The sequence below is a fragment of the Haloarcula sp. CBA1131 genome (assembly GCF_008728975.1).
GTDB classification, from domain to species: domain Archaea; phylum Halobacteriota; class Halobacteria; order Halobacteriales; family Haloarculaceae; genus Haloarcula; species Haloarcula hispanica.
In genome coordinates this window covers 322240-340874 of record NZ_RPCY01000001.1, presented here as the reverse complement: position 1 = coordinate 340874, position 18635 = coordinate 322240, and the positions used below count along the sequence as shown (strand labels likewise).

21 protein-coding genes are annotated in these 18635 nt (G+C 64.5%); 10 read left to right on the top strand and 11 right to left on the bottom strand.

What is annotated here, in order from left to right; genetic code table 11:
* From Har1131_RS01770 to Har1131_RS01760, 3 genes are all read left to right on the top strand, one after another.
* Entirely contained in the window at window positions 1-999 is a 999-nt protein-coding gene (locus Har1131_RS01770; protein ID WP_151144775.1) for a hypothetical protein, read from the top strand.
* 44 nt (window positions 1000-1043) lie between these two features.
* Window positions 1044-2321 (top strand): adenosylhomocysteinase, encoded by a 1278-nt coding sequence (locus Har1131_RS01765; protein WP_151144772.1) that lies wholly within the window; start codon window positions 1044-1046, stop codon window positions 2319-2321.
* Window positions 2322-2669: 348 nt separating this feature from the next.
* Complete coding sequence (locus Har1131_RS01760; protein WP_050037349.1) at window positions 2670-3125, top strand: DapH/DapD/GlmU-related protein; 456 nt, start codon at window positions 2670-2672, stop codon at window positions 3123-3125.
* Between the two features lie 103 nt (window positions 3126-3228).
* Here Har1131_RS01760 and Har1131_RS21570 read toward each other — a convergent pair whose 3' ends face one another.
* Window positions 3229-3381: a hypothetical protein gene (locus Har1131_RS21570; RefSeq protein ID WP_008307040.1), complete on the bottom strand. Its 153-nt coding sequence runs from the start codon at window positions 3379-3381 to the stop codon at window positions 3229-3231.
* A gap of 291 nt (window positions 3382-3672) precedes the next feature.
* On the opposite strand from Har1131_RS21570, the gene priL reads away from it, so the two are divergent.
* Entirely contained in the window at window positions 3673-4749 is a 1077-nt protein-coding gene (priL, locus tag Har1131_RS01755) for a DNA primase regulatory subunit PriL (protein WP_064287086.1), read from the top strand.
* Here priL and Har1131_RS01750 read toward each other — a convergent pair.
* A complete protein-coding gene (locus Har1131_RS01750) occupies window positions 4746-4955 on the bottom strand; it encodes a hypothetical protein (protein ID WP_014039142.1) in 210 nt (69 codons plus the stop codon). The genes priL and Har1131_RS01750 overlap by 4 nt on opposite strands.
* A 129-nt stretch (window positions 4956-5084) precedes the next feature.
* Between Har1131_RS01750 and Har1131_RS01745 the strand changes: the two genes are divergently transcribed.
* The gene (locus Har1131_RS01745; RefSeq protein WP_151102754.1) at window positions 5085-5732 is read left to right on the top strand and encodes an SWIM zinc finger family protein; all 648 of its coding nucleotides are present in this window, start codon (window positions 5085-5087) and stop codon (window positions 5730-5732) included.
* Between the two features lie 18 nt (window positions 5733-5750).
* Here Har1131_RS01745 and hjc read toward each other — a convergent pair whose 3' ends face one another.
* Window positions 5751-6269 (bottom strand): Holliday junction resolvase Hjc, encoded by a 519-nt coding sequence (gene hjc / locus Har1131_RS01740; protein ID WP_014039144.1) that lies wholly within the window; start codon window positions 6267-6269, stop codon window positions 5751-5753.
* A gap of 192 nt (window positions 6270-6461) precedes the next feature.
* Between hjc and Har1131_RS01735 the strand changes: the two genes are divergently transcribed.
* On the top strand, window positions 6462-7412 hold the full coding sequence (locus Har1131_RS01735) for a DUF4382 domain-containing protein (RefSeq protein WP_175055149.1): 951 nt from the start codon (window positions 6462-6464) through the stop codon (window positions 7410-7412).
* Between the two features lie 13 nt (window positions 7413-7425).
* On the opposite strand, the gene Har1131_RS01730 is transcribed toward Har1131_RS01735, so the two are convergent.
* From Har1131_RS01730 to nirK, 4 genes are all read right to left on the bottom strand, one after another.
* Window positions 7426-8037, bottom strand: a complete 612-nt coding sequence (locus Har1131_RS01730; RefSeq protein ID WP_014039146.1) for a hypothetical protein — start codon at window positions 8035-8037, stop codon at window positions 7426-7428.
* A gap of 36 nt (window positions 8038-8073) precedes the next feature.
* A complete protein-coding gene (locus Har1131_RS01725) occupies window positions 8074-8970 on the bottom strand; it encodes an alpha/beta fold hydrolase (RefSeq protein WP_050037352.1) in 897 nt (298 codons plus the stop codon).
* A 6-nt stretch (window positions 8971-8976) separates the two neighbouring features.
* Window positions 8977-9720, bottom strand: a complete 744-nt coding sequence (locus tag Har1131_RS01720) for a DNA polymerase sliding clamp (protein WP_004516027.1) — start codon at window positions 9718-9720, stop codon at window positions 8977-8979.
* A 159-nt stretch (window positions 9721-9879) separates the two neighbouring features.
* On the bottom strand, window positions 9880-10965 hold the full coding sequence (gene nirK, locus Har1131_RS01715) for a copper-containing nitrite reductase (protein WP_151144768.1): 1086 nt from the start codon (window positions 10963-10965) through the stop codon (window positions 9880-9882).
* Window positions 10966-11284: 319 nt separating this feature from the next.
* Here nirK and Har1131_RS01710 point away from each other — a divergent pair, with 319 nt between their 5' ends.
* Window positions 11285-12076, top strand: coding sequence for a 23S rRNA (uridine(2552)-2'-O)-methyltransferase (locus Har1131_RS01710; protein WP_008307020.1), 792 nt, complete (start codon window positions 11285-11287; stop codon window positions 12074-12076).
* A gap of 18 nt (window positions 12077-12094) precedes the next feature.
* Here Har1131_RS01710 and Har1131_RS01705 read toward each other — a convergent pair whose 3' ends face one another.
* Both Har1131_RS01705 and Har1131_RS01700 read right to left on the bottom strand, forming a co-directional pair.
* The gene (locus Har1131_RS01705; RefSeq protein ID WP_008307018.1) at window positions 12095-12793 is read right to left on the bottom strand and encodes a queuosine precursor transporter; all 699 of its coding nucleotides are present in this window, start codon (window positions 12791-12793) and stop codon (window positions 12095-12097) included.
* Complete coding sequence (locus Har1131_RS01700; protein ID WP_007187877.1) at window positions 12783-12959, bottom strand: ribbon-helix-helix domain-containing protein; 177 nt, start codon at window positions 12957-12959, stop codon at window positions 12783-12785. The genes Har1131_RS01705 and Har1131_RS01700 overlap by 11 nt, the downstream gene beginning before the upstream one ends.
* A 121-nt stretch (window positions 12960-13080) precedes the next feature.
* Between Har1131_RS01700 and Har1131_RS01695 the strand changes: the two genes are divergently transcribed.
* Window positions 13081-13509: a hypothetical protein gene (locus tag Har1131_RS01695; RefSeq protein WP_050007588.1), complete on the top strand. Its 429-nt coding sequence runs from the start codon at window positions 13081-13083 to the stop codon at window positions 13507-13509.
* A gap of 30 nt (window positions 13510-13539) precedes the next feature.
* Here the strand turns inward: Har1131_RS01695 and Har1131_RS01690 are convergent, their stop codons facing one another.
* Entirely contained in the window at window positions 13540-15735 is a 2196-nt protein-coding gene (locus Har1131_RS01690; RefSeq protein WP_151102757.1) for a twin-arginine translocase subunit TatC, read from the bottom strand.
* 104 nt (window positions 15736-15839) lie between these two features.
* Here Har1131_RS01690 and Har1131_RS01685 point away from each other — a divergent pair, with 104 nt between their 5' ends.
* A complete protein-coding gene (locus Har1131_RS01685; protein ID WP_151144765.1) occupies window positions 15840-17456 on the top strand; it encodes a twin-arginine translocase subunit TatC in 1617 nt (538 codons plus the stop codon).
* Between the two features lies 1 nt (window position 17457).
* Window positions 17458-18087 (top strand): histidine phosphatase family protein, encoded by a 630-nt coding sequence (locus Har1131_RS01680; RefSeq protein WP_050037358.1) that lies wholly within the window; start codon window positions 17458-17460, stop codon window positions 18085-18087.
* Between the two features lie 116 nt (window positions 18088-18203).
* Here the strand turns inward: Har1131_RS01680 and Har1131_RS01675 are convergent, their stop codons facing one another.
* Window positions 18204-18470, bottom strand: coding sequence for a hypothetical protein (locus Har1131_RS01675; RefSeq protein ID WP_050037359.1), 267 nt, complete (start codon window positions 18468-18470; stop codon window positions 18204-18206).
* Window positions 18471-18635: the final 165 nt, after the last annotated feature.

The following is an 18635-nucleotide window of genomic DNA, read 5'->3' as shown; positions in this document are numbered from 1 at the left end:
ATGCGCACCAAACTCTTCGCACTGTACGCCGCTGTCGGACTGGCCCTGCTGGCCGTCGGTCCGGGTCTGGCGGCCGCTGCGGACTCGGCCGGCAACACCGGCGCGGGGAACACCCTCGCGGTCGGTGTCTCACAGGCTGACGACGGCAGCGCGACGGTATCGGTCACACAGAACGAGACGGGCGTCGAGAACGCCTCTGTCGCCGTGGAATCGGCTGACAACACCTCCTACGCTGGGACCGGCAACTACACGACCGACAGCAACGGGACGGTTGGACTGCCCGCCCCCGAGCAGAACGTGACGGTCGACGTGACGGCGACGGCCGACAATCACACTGCGACGACGACGGCGGACCTGACTGTCGCGCCGAACGCCACCAACGTGACCGAGTTCGACACCTTCGGACTCGAAGTGTCGGCCTACGTGAGCGACCTGTTGAGCGACGAGAACCGGACCGGTGGTATCGGCCCGGCTGTGGCCAGTTTCGTGACGGCGAACAACCCCGGCAACGCGCCGGACCACGCCGGCCCGCCCGCACACGTCACTGGTGAGAACGAGTCCGACGACAACGAGACCCACCCCAGCGAACGACAGGGTCCGCCGGCCGACATCTTCGGTGACGACGAGAACGAGACTGAAAACGAGACAGACGACCGCCGCGGCCCGCCCGAGGACGCCGGACCGCCCGAAGACCGCGGTCCGGGCAGCGATGACGCGGAGAATGAAACGGACGACGAAAACGAGACGGACGACGACCGTCGTGGTCCGCCCGAAGACGCTGGGCCACCCGAGGACCGCGATGACGACGACGTGGAGAACGAAACTGAAGACGACGAGAACGAAACCGAGGAACCGGAAGACGAGACGGAAGAGCAAGACGAGTCAGAAGAGCAAGACGAGGACGACGATGCTGACGACGACACCGATAGCGACGACGATGACGACGGCGACCGCGGCCGACCGGACGACGCCGGCCCGCCGGACGAACGCGGTAACTGAACGGCTTCGGTAGCGTTTTAGGAACTCTCTTCCTCTGTTGTGACATGACGACGCCTATTTCGGAGCGACTTGATGACCTTGACGAGGCTCGCGATTCCGGCCGCCGAAAGATGGACTGGGCTATCCAGCATATGCCCATCTGCGGCGCGCTCCGTGAGCAGTTCGAGGCCGACCAGCCCTTTGCCGGCGAACGCATCGGCATGGCGATGCACGTCGAAGCCAAGACCGCCGTCCTCGCGGAAATCCTCGCAATCGGTGGCGCGGAAGTCGCCATCACCGGCTGTAACCCGCTCTCGACGCACGACGACGTGAGTGCCGCACTCGACGCCGTCGACGGCATCACTTCCTACGCCGAGCGCGGCGTCGACGACGAGGAGTACTACGAGGCTATCGAGGCTGTCATCGGCCACAAGCCGACCATCACCGTCGACGACGGAATGGACCTCGTCGCGGCCATCCACGAGGACTATCCGGAACTCATCGACACTATCATCGGTGGGGCAGAGGAGACGACGACCGGCGTCCACCGACTGCGCGCGATGGACGATGACGGCGAACTCGACTATCCTGTGTTCGCTGTCAACGACACGCCGATGAAGCGCCTGTTCGACAACGTCCACGGCACCGGCGAATCCTCGCTGGCCTCGATTGCGATGACGACGAATCTCTCGTGGGCCGGCAAGACCGTCGTCGTCTCCGGATACGGTGACTGCGGCAAAGGTGTCGCAAAGAAAGCCAGCGGTCAGAACGCCGACGTGATTGTGACCGAGGTCGAGCCCCGCCGTGCGCTCGAAGCCCACATGGAGGGCTACGACGTGAAGCCGATGGCCGAGGCCGCCGCCGAGGGCGACGTGTTCATCACGACCACCGGCAACCGCGATGTCATCGTTGAGGAGCACTTCGAGGCGATGCAGGACGGCGTCCTGCTCGCCAACGCCGGCCACTTCGACGTAGAGGTCGACCTCGACGCGCTGTCGGACCTCGCCGCCGACACCTACGAGGCCCGCGACGGCGTCCGGACCTACGAGATGGCCGACGGCCGCCGCCTGAACGTGCTGGCCGAGGGCCGGCTGGTCAATCTCGCGACGCCGATTGCGCTGGGCCATCCCGTCGAGGTGATGGACCAGAGCTTCGGCGTGCAGGCCGTCTGTGTCCGCGAACTGGTCGAGAACGGCGACGACTACGAGGCCGGTGTCCACGCCGTCCCGGACCGACTCGACAAGGAAGTCGCGGAGATCAAGCTCGACGCTGAGGGTGTCGACTTCGACTCGCTGACTGACACCCAGGCCGAGTATATGGATTCCTGGCAGCACGGGACGTAGGGCGGCCGACTGAAAGGAGGCCGCCGGAACGCGCAGCGGGGAACGCAGTGACCCGCGAGACGTAGGGCGGTCTGAGCGGAGTGAAGACCGTCTTTCAGTCGAGCGGCGGAGCCGTGAGACATAGCGAGACCGACCAGCGGGAGGCCTCGAATACCCGTGCGGGGAGGGACGACCCGCGAGGGCTTCGGGCGCTCCGAACGAAGCGAAGACCGCCTTTCAGTCGAGCGGCGGCACCCCTCCCAGAGCGCCGACCACTGGCGACTTTTTTCGAGCCGCGCTACGACTCCCATATCCAGTTCCGACACTGGCCGCCGCCACGATGATTACGGTCGGCGCTGACATCCGCATATGCCTGTCCACGAGACCGCCCAGGTCGAGAACGCGACGCTGGGCAACGTCGAGATTCGGGAATACGTGACAATCCACGACGCCGACATCGGCGACGGCGTCCAGATTTACGAAGGGGCATCAATCAAGAAGGCGACCATCCATGGACCGACCGATATCAACGCGAACGCCTACGTCGAGAACGCGACGCTTGGCGAGTCCGTCCAGGTCGGGCCCAACGCCTCCATCGTCGGCGTAACCCACGACCTCACCGACGCGGGCATGGAGTTTCAGAACGACACGTTCGACGAGATAGTCATCGAGAACGGGGCTTTTGTCGGCGCTGGCGCGGTGGTCCTTCCGGGCGTCACGGTCGGCGAAAACGCTGTCGTCGGTGCCGGAACCACCGTCACCGAAGACGTCCCAGCCGAGACCGTGGTCCGGAACGCCACGGAGACGGTACAGCGTTCCCTCTGAACGTCTCCAGAACACCGGTCCCCATCTCCCGGCGGACCGTCCCGGGAGACGGACAGCAAAACCGCTCGCTCCGCTGGTGTCGCCGATAGACCGTCGACTAGCCCTACTCGGTTACGTCGACGAAGACCGTCGACTGAATCCACGCAGACGGGTTTTCGGGGTCGCCGATGTGGGCGACCGTGTCCACGCCGACGTCGTACTCTTCGAATGTCGCTCTGATGCTCTCTTGTGAATCGGTATCGTGCTCGTGCGTCATCGATGTGCTCCGTGTCTCGTCTGGCAGTTCCCTCGTCGGGGATGACTGCACTGGTCCGGTTCCCCGACCGAACCGTGTGCAGTCGCCGACCCGCGTCCTTACCACATCTTATCACTGGAGAGTGGCGGGGATCCGCTTGTCTACTAGCTGTATTCACCCGCCGCCGGCCTGGGACTATATGTATAGCCTCGCGATATCGCCGCACTGACTCTCGAACCGGCTGTCGGGAATCCGACACCGACCGTCCCGGTGACGGCAATTTTATTCGCTCCCATCCGAAAGGTGGTGGCAATGGAACCGCTCCACGCACGCTACCCGTTTCTGGCGCGGTCGCGGGAGGCCGTCGAAGCCGCGGCGGTGGACTTGGGCGAAATCGTCGCCACTGACGAGACGGTCACGGCGCGCGCGCTGGAGCGGGTCGAATCGGCAATCACGAACGGCACTGTCGGGGAGCCACACCGGCGGACCCGCGTCGAACTGCTGTCGTACCCGGTCGCCCGCGTGCTGGTGTCGCTCGTCGACGTGCACATCTGCACCCGGAAGTACGCCCAGGCGGAGGCCGAGGCGGCCTACGACCGGTTCACCGAGGAGTTCGCGACGACGACGGAACTGAAATCGACCCAACGCGAGACGCTGGACCGCACGGAACTCCTCGCGGAGTTCGACCTCGCGAGCGCCGTCAGCGACACTGGTGACGGCTACCGCGTCGAGGTCGGCGCGTATCTCGACCTGGCGGCCGACCAGCGGGGCGATTCCTGGCGGCTGGTCAATCGGCCACTGGCCGACGGCGAGGTCAGGGTCACCGCCGAGGAACTGAACGTCCTCCTGAAACAGGCCATCCGCCATCGGGTCACTGACGGCCTGCCGTTCACCGTCCCCGACGCTATCGCCGATGAGCTAACAGAGGAAGTCGACCGCTTAGAGGAAGTGCTCTCGGAACTGGAACTCACCCGCGAAATCGACACCGTTGTCCCGGAACTGTTCCCGCCCTGCATGAAGTCCCTCCTCGACCGGGTGCAGAAGGGCGAACATCTCGAACACCACTCCCGGTTTGCTATCGCGACTTTCCTCATCGGTATCGGGATGACGACGGACGAAATCGTCGACCTGTTCCAGGTCAACCCCGGCTTCGGCGAGGAGGCGACCCGGTATCAGGTCGACCACATCCGCGGGGAGACCAGCCCGACGGAGTACTCGACGCCGGCGTGTTCGACCATGCAGTCCTACGGCGACTGTGTCAACATGGACGACCTCTGTGAGACGATTTCCCACCCGATGGGCTACTACGAGCAGAAGATAGACGACACCGACGAGGAGGAACTGGTCGACTGGCGCGAGGACGAGGGCGACGAAGAGGCCGACGCCTAGAACTGCTGGCGTTCGAGCCAGAGGCCGGCAGCGGTCATAAACACGACGAAGAGGCCGATTGCGCCGATGAGCGCGTAGCCGCCCGTCGCCTCTACGGTTGACCCGTCCAGATACATCTGTGAGGCGGTGATAGTTGCGCCGACGAACAGCACGACGGCGACCGCCGAGATGACGATTTGCAGGAGCGTCTCCCGCTCGATATCCATGCTCTGCGGTTTCACAGGGCCGGCAAAAAGGGTATCGAAGCGCCGGAGCCCGCTGGCCGAGCCATTTAGGACCGTGTAGCACCTACGTTTCAACTGGACGCATTGGAAAATACAGCCGCGTCCGCACCTATGACGCTTATCGAGCCTTCCGCTGACCGGCACAGTACCGCACTTGCACCGGACCTCCGTTCCCTCCCGGACCGGGCAGCCCGCGCCTGGACCGAGCGCATGGCCGTGCGCCCGCGAGCGGGCAGTACGTACGCTGTGACGACGGAGAGCGAAAGCACGTACCTCGTCGACGTCGCACAGCACTCCTGTACCTGTCCCGACAACCGCATCCGCGGCGAGCACTGCAAACACCTCCGGCGCGTCGCCATCGAAATCACTGCCAAGCGGATCGCGCCGCCCGGGAAGGAACGGGCGACCTGTGACGCCTGTGGTACCGTCACCTTCGTCGCCGCGGACGCACAGGCGCCGCATCTCTGTGGGCACTGCCGACTGGAGACCGGCGACATCGTGCGGGACCGCGAGACGGGCGACAGACTCGTCGTGACGGCTGTCACCGACACGCCAGCCGACGACTGGACCATCGAGGCGACGGGCGAGACAGTCGCCGACTACGACACCAACGATGGCTACCCATCCGACGACCTCGTTGTGCTGGTGACGTATCTCTCGGACGCCGTCCGCGCGAGCGACCCGCGAGAGTACGCCTTTCCCCTGTCGCGGCTCCGCCGCGTCGAGGACGCCGAACTCATCGGCAGTGAGACCCAGTAATCGAACGCCTGCGAACCGCTACTCCAGCATCGCCGCAGCTTCTTCCTTGTCGAGGTCGCCGCGCTCGAAGGCCGACAGCACGTCCAGCACGCTCTGGTCGGGGCCGTCGTCGCCCACCTCGTCCAGCGTGACCTTCTCGGAGTTACCCACGAACTCGTCGAAGTCGGTCCCGTCGGAGAGGGCCTTCTCCTTCTTGACGCGGTAGTTGCCGCCGTCGGTCGTGTGGAGGTCCGCCGGGTGGAAGAAGTACCAGTCCTCGCGGTCGAACCGGACGCCGATACGCGGCTTCGCGCCGAAGTTCCGGGCGAAAAACAGTAGCGCCTCGACCTCCTCGCCGGTGAGATAGATGGGGTCGCCGGCGCTGGATTTCGCCTCGATAGCGTAGAACGTCTCGCCGTCGCCCGAGAGCACGTCCGGCAGTTCCCGCTCGGTCGCGCTGCCGCTGGCCGGCGCGCGCATCACCGCAAAGCCCGCCTCGTCGAGTGCGTTGACCAGTTCGCGCTCGCGGCGGTCGCCCTTCGCGTTCGAGTTTGCCATTATCAGGACGTGGAGCGACGGGGGTAAAACCGTTCAGATACGGCCAGACCGTTCATTCCGTTCAAAGGGCCGTACATCGATTTGACCTATCGCGGGGCATATACGCACCAGTCCCATCCCACGTCATGGAATGATTTCGTTCGCAACAGCAGAGACAGTAATGATAGCGGCGCAGAACGGGGAGCGACGCCAATGAGACGACGACGATTCATCGCCACGGGCGCGGGCGTCGGGGTCGGTCTCCTCGCCGGCTGTTCCGGGTCGAGCGACTCCGGCGGGTCTGACGGGACCAGCGGTGACGGAACCAGTGACGGCGGCTCCACCGACGAGGACGCGATGACGGACGACGGCGGAACCGTTGGGACGTTCCGGCTGCTGATCAGCGACCAGCCCGCGGCTATCGGCGACTTCGACTCGCTCGACGTGTCCTTTTCACGGGCCCGCATCTTCCATGCAGGCGGGGAGGATACAGGGAGTGAGACCGAAGCCACGGAGCCGGCCGGGGCAACCGAGACGAACGAAACTGCCACGACGGAGGCGACAGAGACAAACGAGACTGCAACGGCCGAACCGACCGAGACGGCGGAGATGGACGACGTAGACCAGCCGGAGGACGAAGCCGACGAAGATGAGACGGAAGACGAGGAGGGCGACGACAACAACGGCTTCGTCGTCCGCGACCTCGACGGCGCGACCGTCGACCTCACCGAGGTCGTCGGCGACAAGGCCATCGGCGTCCTCGACGGCGAACTCGAAGCGGGCCGCTACAGCAAGATCGAACTGTACGCCGAATCCGTCGACGGGGTCGTCGACGGGGCGTCGGTCGACGTGAAGATCCCGAGCGAGAAGCTCCAGCTCACCAAGCCGTTCGAAGTCGTCGCCGGCGAATCGGTCGACTTCGTCTTCGACATCAACGTCGTCAAGAAGGGCAACGGCGGCTACAACCTCCTACCGGTCATCTCGGAGAGCGGCGTCGCTGGCAAGGACGTTGAGGTGGAGGAAGTCGGCGAAGGTACAGATGCCGACGACAATGACGATGACGACGAGGAGACCGAAGTCGAGACGACGGAAACCGAGGAAACGGATCGCGACTCGATGACGGAGTCGGACCAGCGCGGCAACGAAACGACGGCCGCCGAGTAACGCTCAGCTACGCTTAGTCTTCGATTCGGGACTCCAGTTCCTGAATGACCTCGTCGGTCGTCCCGCCGTCGCCGCGAACCGCCTGCGTGTAGCGTTTGTATTCTTTGGGAGACACCTGGACAGTCTTGGTCTCGCCTTTGTGCGAAATTTCCAGTTTCACGGTGCCGTGTGGGTTGTTCCGTCGCCGGAAGCTCGCCATCGCCGTGAAGACGAACCAGAACGCCACGCACGTCCCGATGAAGTACGCCATCGTCGTTTCGAACGCCAGCGTCTGTCCGCCCACCGTCCAGTTGTAGGGATATGCTACCTGAAACAGCCCGACGCCGACCAGACAGAGGAATGCGCCGACGGTGACACCGCTCTGTTCCCGGCGGCTCGAGGGGAGCACGGCGACGACACTCAGGAACATTGCGGGGATTCCCAGCCCACCCAGCGTCCCGCCGAGTTTCTCGGCGGCGTGGGGTGCAGTTGCGCCGACGACTGCCGACAGCGGCGTCGTCACCAGAAGTATCGCCACGACCACCGCCAGCGCGCCGACGAACCCCAGGGTCGCACCGGCAACGACGCGGCGGGGATCGCGTCCCTCCCAGCGCCGGTCGTTGTACGCGTCCCCGAGATTCTCCATACCGGCCCGTTGGCACCCGACCCACAAAACGGTACGTCAGACGCGTGTGCGACGCTGTACGGCGGCCAGCGCGCCGTCGCCAGCAGCTGTCAACGTACCGAGATGGTCGCTGTCGACGAGGTCGAGCGAGGCGTCCGGAAGCCGCTGGGCGAGGGCTTTCGCCGTCGACGGGGCGACGTTGGCGTCGTTTCGTCCCTGAAACACAGTAACCGGCACTGAAATGTCTTCGAGGGCAAACGGCCATGGCTGTGAGAGGAGTCGCTGCTCGCGGATGATCCCGCTTGGACCGCGTGCCATCGACGTGAGCATATCCGCACGGACGACCCGAGCCACCTCGTCGGCTGCCAGGGCGTCTGTTTCCGGTGTCTCCTCGGCAACGAACCCGACAGCGTAGGACGGATCCCGGCGGAGGGCGAACCATCGTTGCAGCCGGAAGAGTCGCCCGAGCGCCCACGGAGCGTGTCGGGACAGCGACCCCACGAACTGCTGGACGCGCCCCGTCGAACCGATTGACGGTGGGCCGCTGCTGCCCAGGAGCGCGATTCGCTCTATCTCGGGCAGTCGGTGACAGGCCAGCGCGAACGCGCCGCCGCCGGAGAAGCCGACGGCACCAGCCGCGTCGACATCGAGATGGGACAGGAGGTTCGCGGCGTCGTCCGGCCAGTCCTCGAACGTAACAGCTGCGTCTTCGGAGTTCCCGATGCCCGGCCGGTCCGGAGCGATGAGGTTGATGCCGCGTTCGCGAGCCGGCGCGGCGAGCAGCCGTGCGGCGACGTGTGATCCGGGGGTACCGTGACAGAAAAGGACCGGATAGCCGTCGGCGTCGCCGTAGGTGGCGTAGGCCAGCCGCCGACCGTCAGGGAGCGAGAGCGACTCGGTCTCGGAATCGTTCGGCAGCCAGTCGGTGGCCGGAATCGGCGGCGCGGACCCCATCCGTCGTTATTCGCTCTGGATGCGCGGTGCGAGCATGTACGTGACTCGGCCCTGCCCCTCGGCGAAGCTGAAGTGCATCTTGACCGGGAACTCCTCGCCGAGTTCCATCTCGACCTCGGCGTCCTTCGGGATGGCCTTGTTCATGTTCTTCAGGTAATCCAGCGAGAACAGCGAGTGGGCGTCCCCGGGAGTGAGGTCGATGAGGTCGTCGCGGGTGAGTTCGAGGTGGACGTCGTCGGTGTCGCCCTCGGCGTCGACGTAGAACAGTTCCTCTGTCGCGTCGACGCCCAGCGCGATGTGGTCGCTGACCATGTCCGCGGCGGTGACCGACCGGTCGATGTCCTTCCCCTCGATGACGATGTTCGCCGAGAGGTCCAGGTCCGGGAGGTCGGGCTCCTGACGGATGGAGTCGGGGTCGATAAGGGCGAGGGTGTATTCCAGGCCGTCGATAGAGATGTGGAGCTTCCGTGTCTCTTCGTCCAGATCGAGGTGGACGAGCTGGCCGGCGTCGGCCATACCGGCGATGTCTTCGAGGCGGGAGAGGTTGACGCCGATGAGCCCACCATCAGTCTCGTAGGACTCGAACGCCGCCGCGTCGAGTCGCAGGTCGACCATTCCAACGTTTGCCGGGTCGACTGCCCGGATTTCCAGCCCGTCTTCTTCGAGGTGGATCTTGCACTCGTCCACCAGCACGCTCACAGAGTCGAGAGTCGCCTGGAGCGTGTCTGCGCTCACGATGGCGTTGAACATCTTGAACCGGACTATGCCCCCATCCATTAAAAAGTCCCTCATTGAAACCGCGTGCGCGCGAGCGACCGCGGACGGGCCAGCGGTTACGAGCGACACCGGTTATCGAGTAATCGGGCCGAACGCGAAGCGGCAGTGCGGAGCGTTACTCCGGCGAAGCGGTCAGACCTCCGGTTCGAACACGTCGGGGTTTGCCGCCCCTTCACGGTTGATGACAGCCATCATGCCCTTGCGGGCGACCCGGGAGTGCGCGTGGTCGACCAGTTTGATGGGTCCAGGCACCTCGGCGTGGAGGGTCGCGATGGCACAGGACCCCGGCTTGACCGGCGTGGTCTGGACGTACTTGTTCGGCGGCCCAGCGATAGAGCCCTGCTGCCAGACCTCGTCCCAGACGGAGCCGATGGGGTGGAAACTGGAGTCGAGGTTCGGACCGCCGGTCACGAAGTACACCCGGGCTGTCTCACCCACCTGCATGCTGGGCGCGCCGTGAACGTCCGGCGTGATTGCGTACTTCTCGCCGTTCATCAGGACGTACGTCGGCTCTTCGGCCGCCATCGCCTCCATGTCGAAGTCGTGGTGCCCCTTCTCGCCGGTGTCGCCGGTGGTGTACAGTTCGTGCTGGCCGAAGTAGAACTCGTGGTCCACTTCGGGCAGCCCCTCTTTCGGCTCAACGAGTATCATCCCGAACATCCCCGAGGAGATGTGCATATCGAGGTTCGGGACGGCGCAGTGGTAGATGAACGCGCCGGGGTAGGTGGCCTTGAACCGGAACGTCTTGGTCTGGCCCGGCGTGACCATCGACGCCTCAGCACCGCCACCGGGGCCGCGGACCGCGTGGAGGTCGATGTTGTGGGGCATCGAGTTCCCCTCCTCGTTCGTGATGGTGAGTTCGACGGTGTCGCCACGGCGGACTCGGATCATCGGGCCGGGAATCTGGTCGCCGAAGGTCATGTACGTGTAGGTGACGCCCGGCTCAATCTCTGCGACCTGCTCTTTGGTGGTCATCTCGACCGACACGGTCTTTGGCTCCGACCGGTCGATTGGGTCCGGGATTGCGGTCGGGTCCGCGGCAATACGGTCGACGTCAGTCTGTTGTGCGGCGTTCATAGCTGGCTCCTGTGGGGTCGTCTTCGCCTCGGTCGGTTGCTCTTTTGCGCCCGGTGCGCTGGCACAGCCCGCAAGCGCGGCCGTGCCGACGCCCAGGGCTTCTAACACCCGCCTCCGCGTCGCCGTCGGAATGGTTGACATTGGGAGGTCACTTCCTACAGATAGGACTCAGCGCGTGACCTGTATATATGGGGACGGCAAATCTCAGCCGCTGAGACGCGTTCTTGCGCGGTAAGAATGGCTCTGAACGTGTTCGGCTTGATGGTAAAGCACGTAGTCACGTCCTTGGCGCTTGCCCTGATTGTCGGTGCGGCAATCGACTGGCGACTGTCGTGCCGTGGCTCGGCCGGAAACTTCGAGTCGGCATCCATTTCAGCGCTGACCGCCTTCCCACTACTATGACTGCGATTTCGCCGCATTTCGGCGCTCAAAACGTGTCACAGCGCGGTGTGTGGTAACCATGTCGGGCAAAGACGACTACTACAACAGAGCGAAGCAGGAGGGGTACCGCGCGCGGTCGGCCTACAAGCTCCAGCAGCTAGACGACACGGCCGGCTTGCTGGGCGAGGGGCGGACCGTCGTCGACCTCGGGGCTGCCCCCGGCGGCTGGATGCAGGTCGCGGCCGAGCGCATCGGCGAGCGCGGGACGCTGGTCGGCGTCGACCGCCAGACCATCGACGAGCTGGAGGACCCCGAACCGACCGTCGAGTACGTCCGCGGCGACATGACCGAGGACAGTACGAAAGACGAGATCCGCGAGATCGTTGGCGAGGGAGACGGCAGCGGCGGCCCGGTCGACGTGGTCATCTCAGACATGGCCCCGAACATGACTGGCCAGTACGACCTCGACCACGCCCGGTCGGTCCACCTGGTCCGGCAGGCCTTCGAAGTGGCGACGGACCTGCTCGACGCGGGCGGGGACTTCTGTGCGAAGGTGTTCGACGGGCAGGACCTCGACGACCTCATCGCCGATATCGAACCGGAGTTCGAGTACGTCCGTGAGGTCCGTCCCGACGCCTCCCGTGACTCCTCCTCGGAGCTGTATCTGGTGGCGAAACACCGCCTGACCGGGCCGGTCCGCGAGGGTGACATCGTCGAAGTCACTATCGACGACATCGGCGAGGAGGGTGACGGTATCGCTAAAGTCGAGAATTTCACTGTGTTCGTCAGCGGCGTCGAAGCGGGTGAAACCGTCGAGGTCCGCATCGACGACGTGAAGCCCCGGTACGCGTTCGCCGAACCGGTCGAGTGAGCCGCTGGCAGTCGTTTTTCAGTCGGCCCGTGCCGGGGTCGGTGCGACGTCGTTTCGCCGGGCGAAGCCCACGACAGCGTAGACGAACGGCGTGTCGAGGACGGCGATAGCGAGCTTCAGCAAGTACTGGCCGACGATGAGCGCCAGTGCCTCGGCCGGCGGGACGCCCTGAAACAGGATGAAGCCGACGCCGACGAAGATGACCGTATCCAGTAGCTGGCTGGTGGCCGTCGAACCGATGTTACGGAGCCAGAGTTTCTCGCCGTCGGTTCGGTCCCGAAGCCAGTGGAAGACGAACACGTCCCAGTTCTGGCTCACGACGTAGGCCGACAGGCTGGCGACGACGATGGCTGTGCTGGCCCCCAGAACGTTCCGGAAGGCCGCGAGATCCACCGGCTGGGCCGCCTGCGGGAGCCCGGGGGCGAAGATGGTACTCCAGACCAGCGCCAGCAGGACGAAGTTCATGGCGAAGCCGACGTTGACGACGACCGTCGCGGCCCGCCGGCCGTACAGTTCGGCGTAGCAGTCGGAGGCGAAGAACGTCAGCGCGTACGCCAGCGCGGCCCCGGGCAGGACGAGCGTCGACCCGGCGAGCGGGAGCGAGAACGGCAGCGAGAACGCGAGCAGCTTCGAGGCGGTCACCTGTGAAGTGACCAGTGCTGTCACGAACAGCGCGACGAGGCCGACGCGCACCGCCTCCGACCGCTCACTGGTCATCGTCGAGTCGTCCCTGCCGTTCATCGATGTCGTCGAGCATATCGAGAGTCTTCCGAACCGAGGCGCGGATTGCTTCGCTTCGGTTGACGAACTTCCCGTCTTCGCCGACGTGCTTGTCGATGTCGTCCAGCAGTTCGGCCGGGACTTCGACGCTTATCTTGGGCATATCTGAAGAATATATCAAGAGTATCTTATGGGCTGTGGTTTGACGACCGGCGGTGAATAGACGGCGTGCGCTGAGACAGCTCTCCGATAGCTTTTTATTCTGCATTTATTTACAGAAAAATATGAGGAAGTTGAAGCGACGCACAGTACTCGGCAGCGTCCCGCTGATGGTCGGACTAGCGGGCTGCAGTAATGAGAACAGTGCTGAAGAAGACGACACCGCGACCGAACGTAACAGTTCGACGGACACTCGTCCGACGACAGCGGATTCGACTCCTGTCAGTGAAAACACTATCCGCATGGGCGTCGATGATGAAAACCACGTCGCGCCAGACAGCATCACTATTCAGTCCGGAGCGGGCGTCCACTTTCAGGCAGTTTCCGGAAACCACGAAATCTACTGCACTCACGACAGGCCGGACGGGGGCAAAGCCTGGAGCTTCAGTCTAGAGGAAGGGGAGTCTCGGGGGATTGTCATCGAGGTCACGGGCCGTTACGAGTATCACTGTGCGTTCCACGACCGGAACGGCGGCACAATAATCGTCGAATAACGGTCGACGTGTCGCCGCTACGAACAGCTATCAGTCAGCCGGTTCGCTGCGGCGGTTCGTCGTCCGCCGGCCGCCGAGCGTGTACACCCAGAGGATGCCGAGGCCGAGCATGTACGAAAGCGCCGTCGGAATGCCGACGATGAACATCGTGAAGATGCCGCTGGGCGAGAGAATCGCCGAGAGGGCGACGATGGCGATGACGACCTCCCGCCAGCGCTCGTACATCAGGTGGAACGGGATAATCCCGCCCTTGTGGAACAGGAACATCGTCACCGGGATCTCCGCCAGCAGGCCGATCCCGATGGTGAGGAAGAACACGAGCCAGCCGAACTTGCTCACCCGGTAGGCGATGACCATGTTCGAGTTCAGCTGGTCGTAGGCGATCCAGGAGATGGTCATCGGGGCCACGTAGAGGAAGCCGAGCAGGCTCCCGCCGATGAGCGCGGCGAACAGCGTCCCGCCCCAGATGCCCAGGATGTTGCGGTTGCCGATGACGAGGCCGCGCTCGCGCATCGCCGGCCACGCGAAGTACAGCACAACGGGGATGACAGAGACGGCCCCGAGTATCGTCGAGAACTTGACGATGAACACCAGGTGCTCGACGGGGTGGAGCGTGACGATGCTCACGTCGGCGGCCATCTCCGGCGGGAGCCGGCTGACGAACGTCCGCTGTATCGACCCGATGCCGCCCTGATAGAGGAACAGGAACGCGGCGGCGAGCACTGCCCCGAAGATGCCCAGAATCACGAACGCCCGGGAGGCCAGCGCGCTGAGGATGAACTGAATGTCGTAGTAGTAGCCGCCGATTTCGTCTTCCGTAGTCTCGTCCTCGGTGAAGGCATCGACCATGCCAGCGGTCGTCGACGTGAACACGCCCGCTTCTTCCTCGTCCGCTTCGGCGGTCCCGTCGGCACCATCGCCCTCGCCCTCCGGCTCTGGGTCGTCCTGGTGGGCCATGTCCCAGCGGTCGAGGACGGCCTGAGCTTTCTCCTTGTTGTCGTCCGCAAGAGCGCTGTCGGCGTGAGCAAGCGCCTCGTCCTCGGTCATCTCCTCGAACACTTCCGGCGGAGCAACCTCGACGGCCGAGGCGTTGAGTTCGTCGATGTCGATAGCCGTCGGGTCACCGACCTGACCGGGACCGGCCTTCTCCGAGAGGGCGGTCAGGACGTGGTAGTAGAGGACGACGACAGCACCGATGACACCGAACACGGCAGCGAGAAGCAGTGCCGTGCTCTCGACGGGGAGTCCGAACAGCGCCGGCGGCTGGATGTCGCCGGTGAGCCGGTCGGAGGGGAACACCTCGGCGAACTGCTGGATGTACTGGAATGCTGGCGTCGCCAAGACGTAGTACACCACACCGCCGCCCAGCACTGCACCGCCGAGAATCGTGTTCCAGTGCCCGCGGGCGACGTTCCACGTACTCACCAGATCACCGGAGCGACGGACCAGCATCGCGAGCTTCGCCAGCGCGAGACTGATACCGTAGAGGCCACACAGCGGCGCGGCCCACATAATCTGGGTGAAGGGGTCCGGCGGCGAGAACAGCGCCCCGAAGGCGAAAATCCCCATCACCGCGTAGCGCCACTTGTCCCGGAACGTCTCGTAGGGGATGATCTCGGTGTAGGAGAGCACCGTCATCACGAGGGGCAACTGGGCGGCGAGTCCGAAGGAGACGGCCAGCAGGAAGACGAACTGGAACCACTTGACGATGGAGTACTGTGGCGTGAAGCCGGCCTTGAACGCGTCCCCGGCGAGGAAGTTGAACATCAGCGGGAAGAACAGTTCGTAGGCGTAAGCCACGCCGCCGAAAAACAGACCTAAGCTGATCGTGACGAACAGCGCACCCTTCCAGGTCGGGATGTGCTCGGCCGGCCACCAGCCGCGCTGGCGGAGTCCGTCGCGGCCGAAGTAGATCAACAGCGGCAACGACATGAGAATCCCGATGACGGCCCCGATTTTCACCTGGAGGAGGATGACGTCGAAGGGCGTGACCGCGACGATGCTCGTGGCCTCCTGCGTGGTGAGGTCCATCTGCGAGTACAGGAGATCGGCGCGTAGCGTGTCCCAGACGCCGTACTGCAGTCCCATGATCGTGCCGATCATCCCGATGACGAAGACGATGAACACCTTCTGGAGGTGCACCTGCGCCGAACGGAGCATCGCGCCGAGCGTGGCGCGCCCGCTCTGAACCGTCTGGACGGTGTCCTCGTCGATAGCACTCGCCATCTTCTCTGTGCCTAGCCCAGTGGGCGTTATCAATTTATTCATCCCGGTGACGGTCACTGCTCGAAAAGAAAGTTTACAACACCCACCGTCTAAGCCCGGGACAGATGGAGGACGGTGACGCAGACGACGAGCGGCGCGGGTCCGAAGAGCCGCCACTACCGTCCGACGACGAATCCGACGAGTCGTCGATCCCCACCGACCCCGTGGCCGAGGCCGATGCCGATCGGGAGACGGACGAAGTAACGAGCCCCGGTCCCGCGCCGGCCGGCGGCAATGAGGATACCGTTGGCTCTCACGCCACGCCGACTGAATCCGAATCCAGCGCCGGGCTGTTTGACCGGGACGCATCGGACATTGCCGCCGTTGTCCCGGCAGATGTCCCGACCGACTGGGGCAAGTCGACGCCGTCACCGGCTGGTGGCAGTGCCACACCGACCCACGGCGGCGGGAACGCGCCCACCTACGACCCGGATGAGGACATCGTCGATGAGGGCGCGCCCGACGACGAGGAGATGCCCCTCGCCGACCACGTTGAGGAGATGGCGATGCGCTTGTTCGTCGTCGTCGGCGTGATGGCCGTCGTCGCCGTCATCGCCCTGCCGTACTCCGACGAACTCATCAATTTCCTGTGGTACTCCTTCCTCGATGGCCCGGCAAGCCAATGCGGTCAGGTCGCGACGAATGCCGATGGCAGTGTCGTCGAAGGGGCGGACTGTCCGAACGTGTACAACCCGCTCGCGCTGATTCTGGCGCGGCTGAAAGTGTCCTCGCTAGTCGGCTTCATCGCCGCCTTGCCGGTGTTCGTCTACCAGACGTACCTGTTCATGCGGCCGGGACTGTACCCCCGCGAGCGTCGCTACTACCTCGCCGCAGTGCCGACGAGCCTCGTCCTCGCAGCCGTCGGCGTCGGCTTCGCGTACTTCGCCGTGCTGCGGGCGATGTTCGACTACTTCATCACCTACTCCGACCGCGCGGCCGACCTGGCCTTCGGCCTGAGCGAGACGTTCAACCTCATCATCCTGATGCTCGGGCTGTTCGCGCTCATCTTCCAGATCCCGCTGTTCGTGATGCTTGCGGTGATGATGGGCGTGACGACGCGCCAGTGGCTCCAGGACCGGCGGCTGTACTTCTGGGGTGGCTTCGCCGCCGTGGCGTTCCTGTTCAGCCCGGACCCGACCGGGATGGCCCCGCTCATGGTCGCCGTGACGATGATCGGCCTGTTCGAGGGGACCCTGCTGCTCCTCCGGTGGACCGGCAGCACGTCGCCGGTGCCGACGGCCGACGACCTCGCCGCTCGCCGTCCCGCCGCGTGGCTGGTCTTCGGTATCGCCGGCTACCTGCTCAGCCCCGCGCCGGTCCCGACGGGCTACTACGAGCGGCTTCCGGCCACCGTCACCGAGACGCTGGCGACCGTCGGCCTCGGGAACGCCACGCCGATGCTCGTCGGCGGCGGGATGATCGTCCTGTTCGAGGCGCTGGCGTACCTGAACAAGAACTACTACGGTTCGGTCAGACTCTGGCGCGGGTTCCGGGCCGCCCGCCTGCCGGTGTGGGCCGTCGCCATCGTCGTCGGCTACCTCGGCAGCCCGGACCCGACGCTGTTCCGCCTCGTGAACCAGTTCAGTCTCCCGCGAAACGCCGCCATCGCCGTCGCCGCCGGCCTCGTCCTCCTGTACGAGGGGACTATCGCCGTCGCGCGCTGGCGAAACCGGGGTGAATAAGATGGGAACCCTACTTGTCGCCCGGCACGGCGAGACGACGTGGAACCGCGACGGGCGCATCCAGGGATGGGCGCCGAGTCGGCTGACCGACCAGGGACAGGAGCAGGCCACGGCGCTCGGGGCGTGGCTCGATGAGCGCTACGGCGTCGACCGCGTCTTCGCGTCGGACCTCCGACGCACCCGCGAGACGGCCGCCGCAGCCAACGACGGCTACGGTGGCCTGCCCGACCCTGAGTTCGAGACTGACTGGCGTGAGCGCGGCTTCGGAACCATGCAGGGCCTGTACGCGGAGGAACTGCTCGATGAGTTTCCCGGCCACGACCGGGACGCGAGCGTCATCTCACTCGATGCGGCCCCGGAAGGCGGCGAGGGCATCCCGACCTTCCGCGGACGGGTCGAGTCGGTCTGGGACCGGGCAATCGCGACGACCGACGCCGGTGAAACCACGCTGGTGGTCACCCACGGCGGCGTCATCAAGGTCCTGTTGGCGAAACTCACGGATATAGACCCGGACGCGGCGCTGGCCGAGGACTCACAGCTGAACTGCGCCGTCAACGAGATTCGGCTCGACGGTGACGAGCCGGAACTGGTCGGCGAGGAACTGACCGGCTGGCAGGCGCTGCTTGACTGACTGCGTGGTGTCGCCGTTTCTCGATGCTATCCCGACCAGAAGTATCATTCTGTGCTCCCACCGGTGACCACTGCAAGTACCAGCGACTGCGGATGGTCGACGCGCCGTGGCTCTGATTATCTTATTAACAGAAGATAGAGGGCAACGAGTGTCAGTACTACTGCCCCGATAGCACTGTCAACGGCCGGTGTCACCGTAACGAACCGTCCCGGAACGAGTTTCGAGAGCACGTACGCAATAACAATCAATAGTGGTGCAATACGCTCCAACTTGTACTCGGATTCCGCGTCTTCGGTCGATTGTGCGAGAACCCACGGGATAGCGAGCAACGAGCCGACACCGAGTACGAGAAGCGCCGAATCAATGAGGAGGGCGAGTTCCATGTGGTAGCGTGGTATACCTGCGGTGTTTGGGTAGCTGGCCGCACGGATGGCCGAAACTGGTTCCGAATCGATTCCAGACCTGCCGCGGTCTGCTGCCGTCTGAGATACTCACCTCGACGGCATCCCAGTACTTGTGTGTTATCGTACACTCCCAATCACAATGAA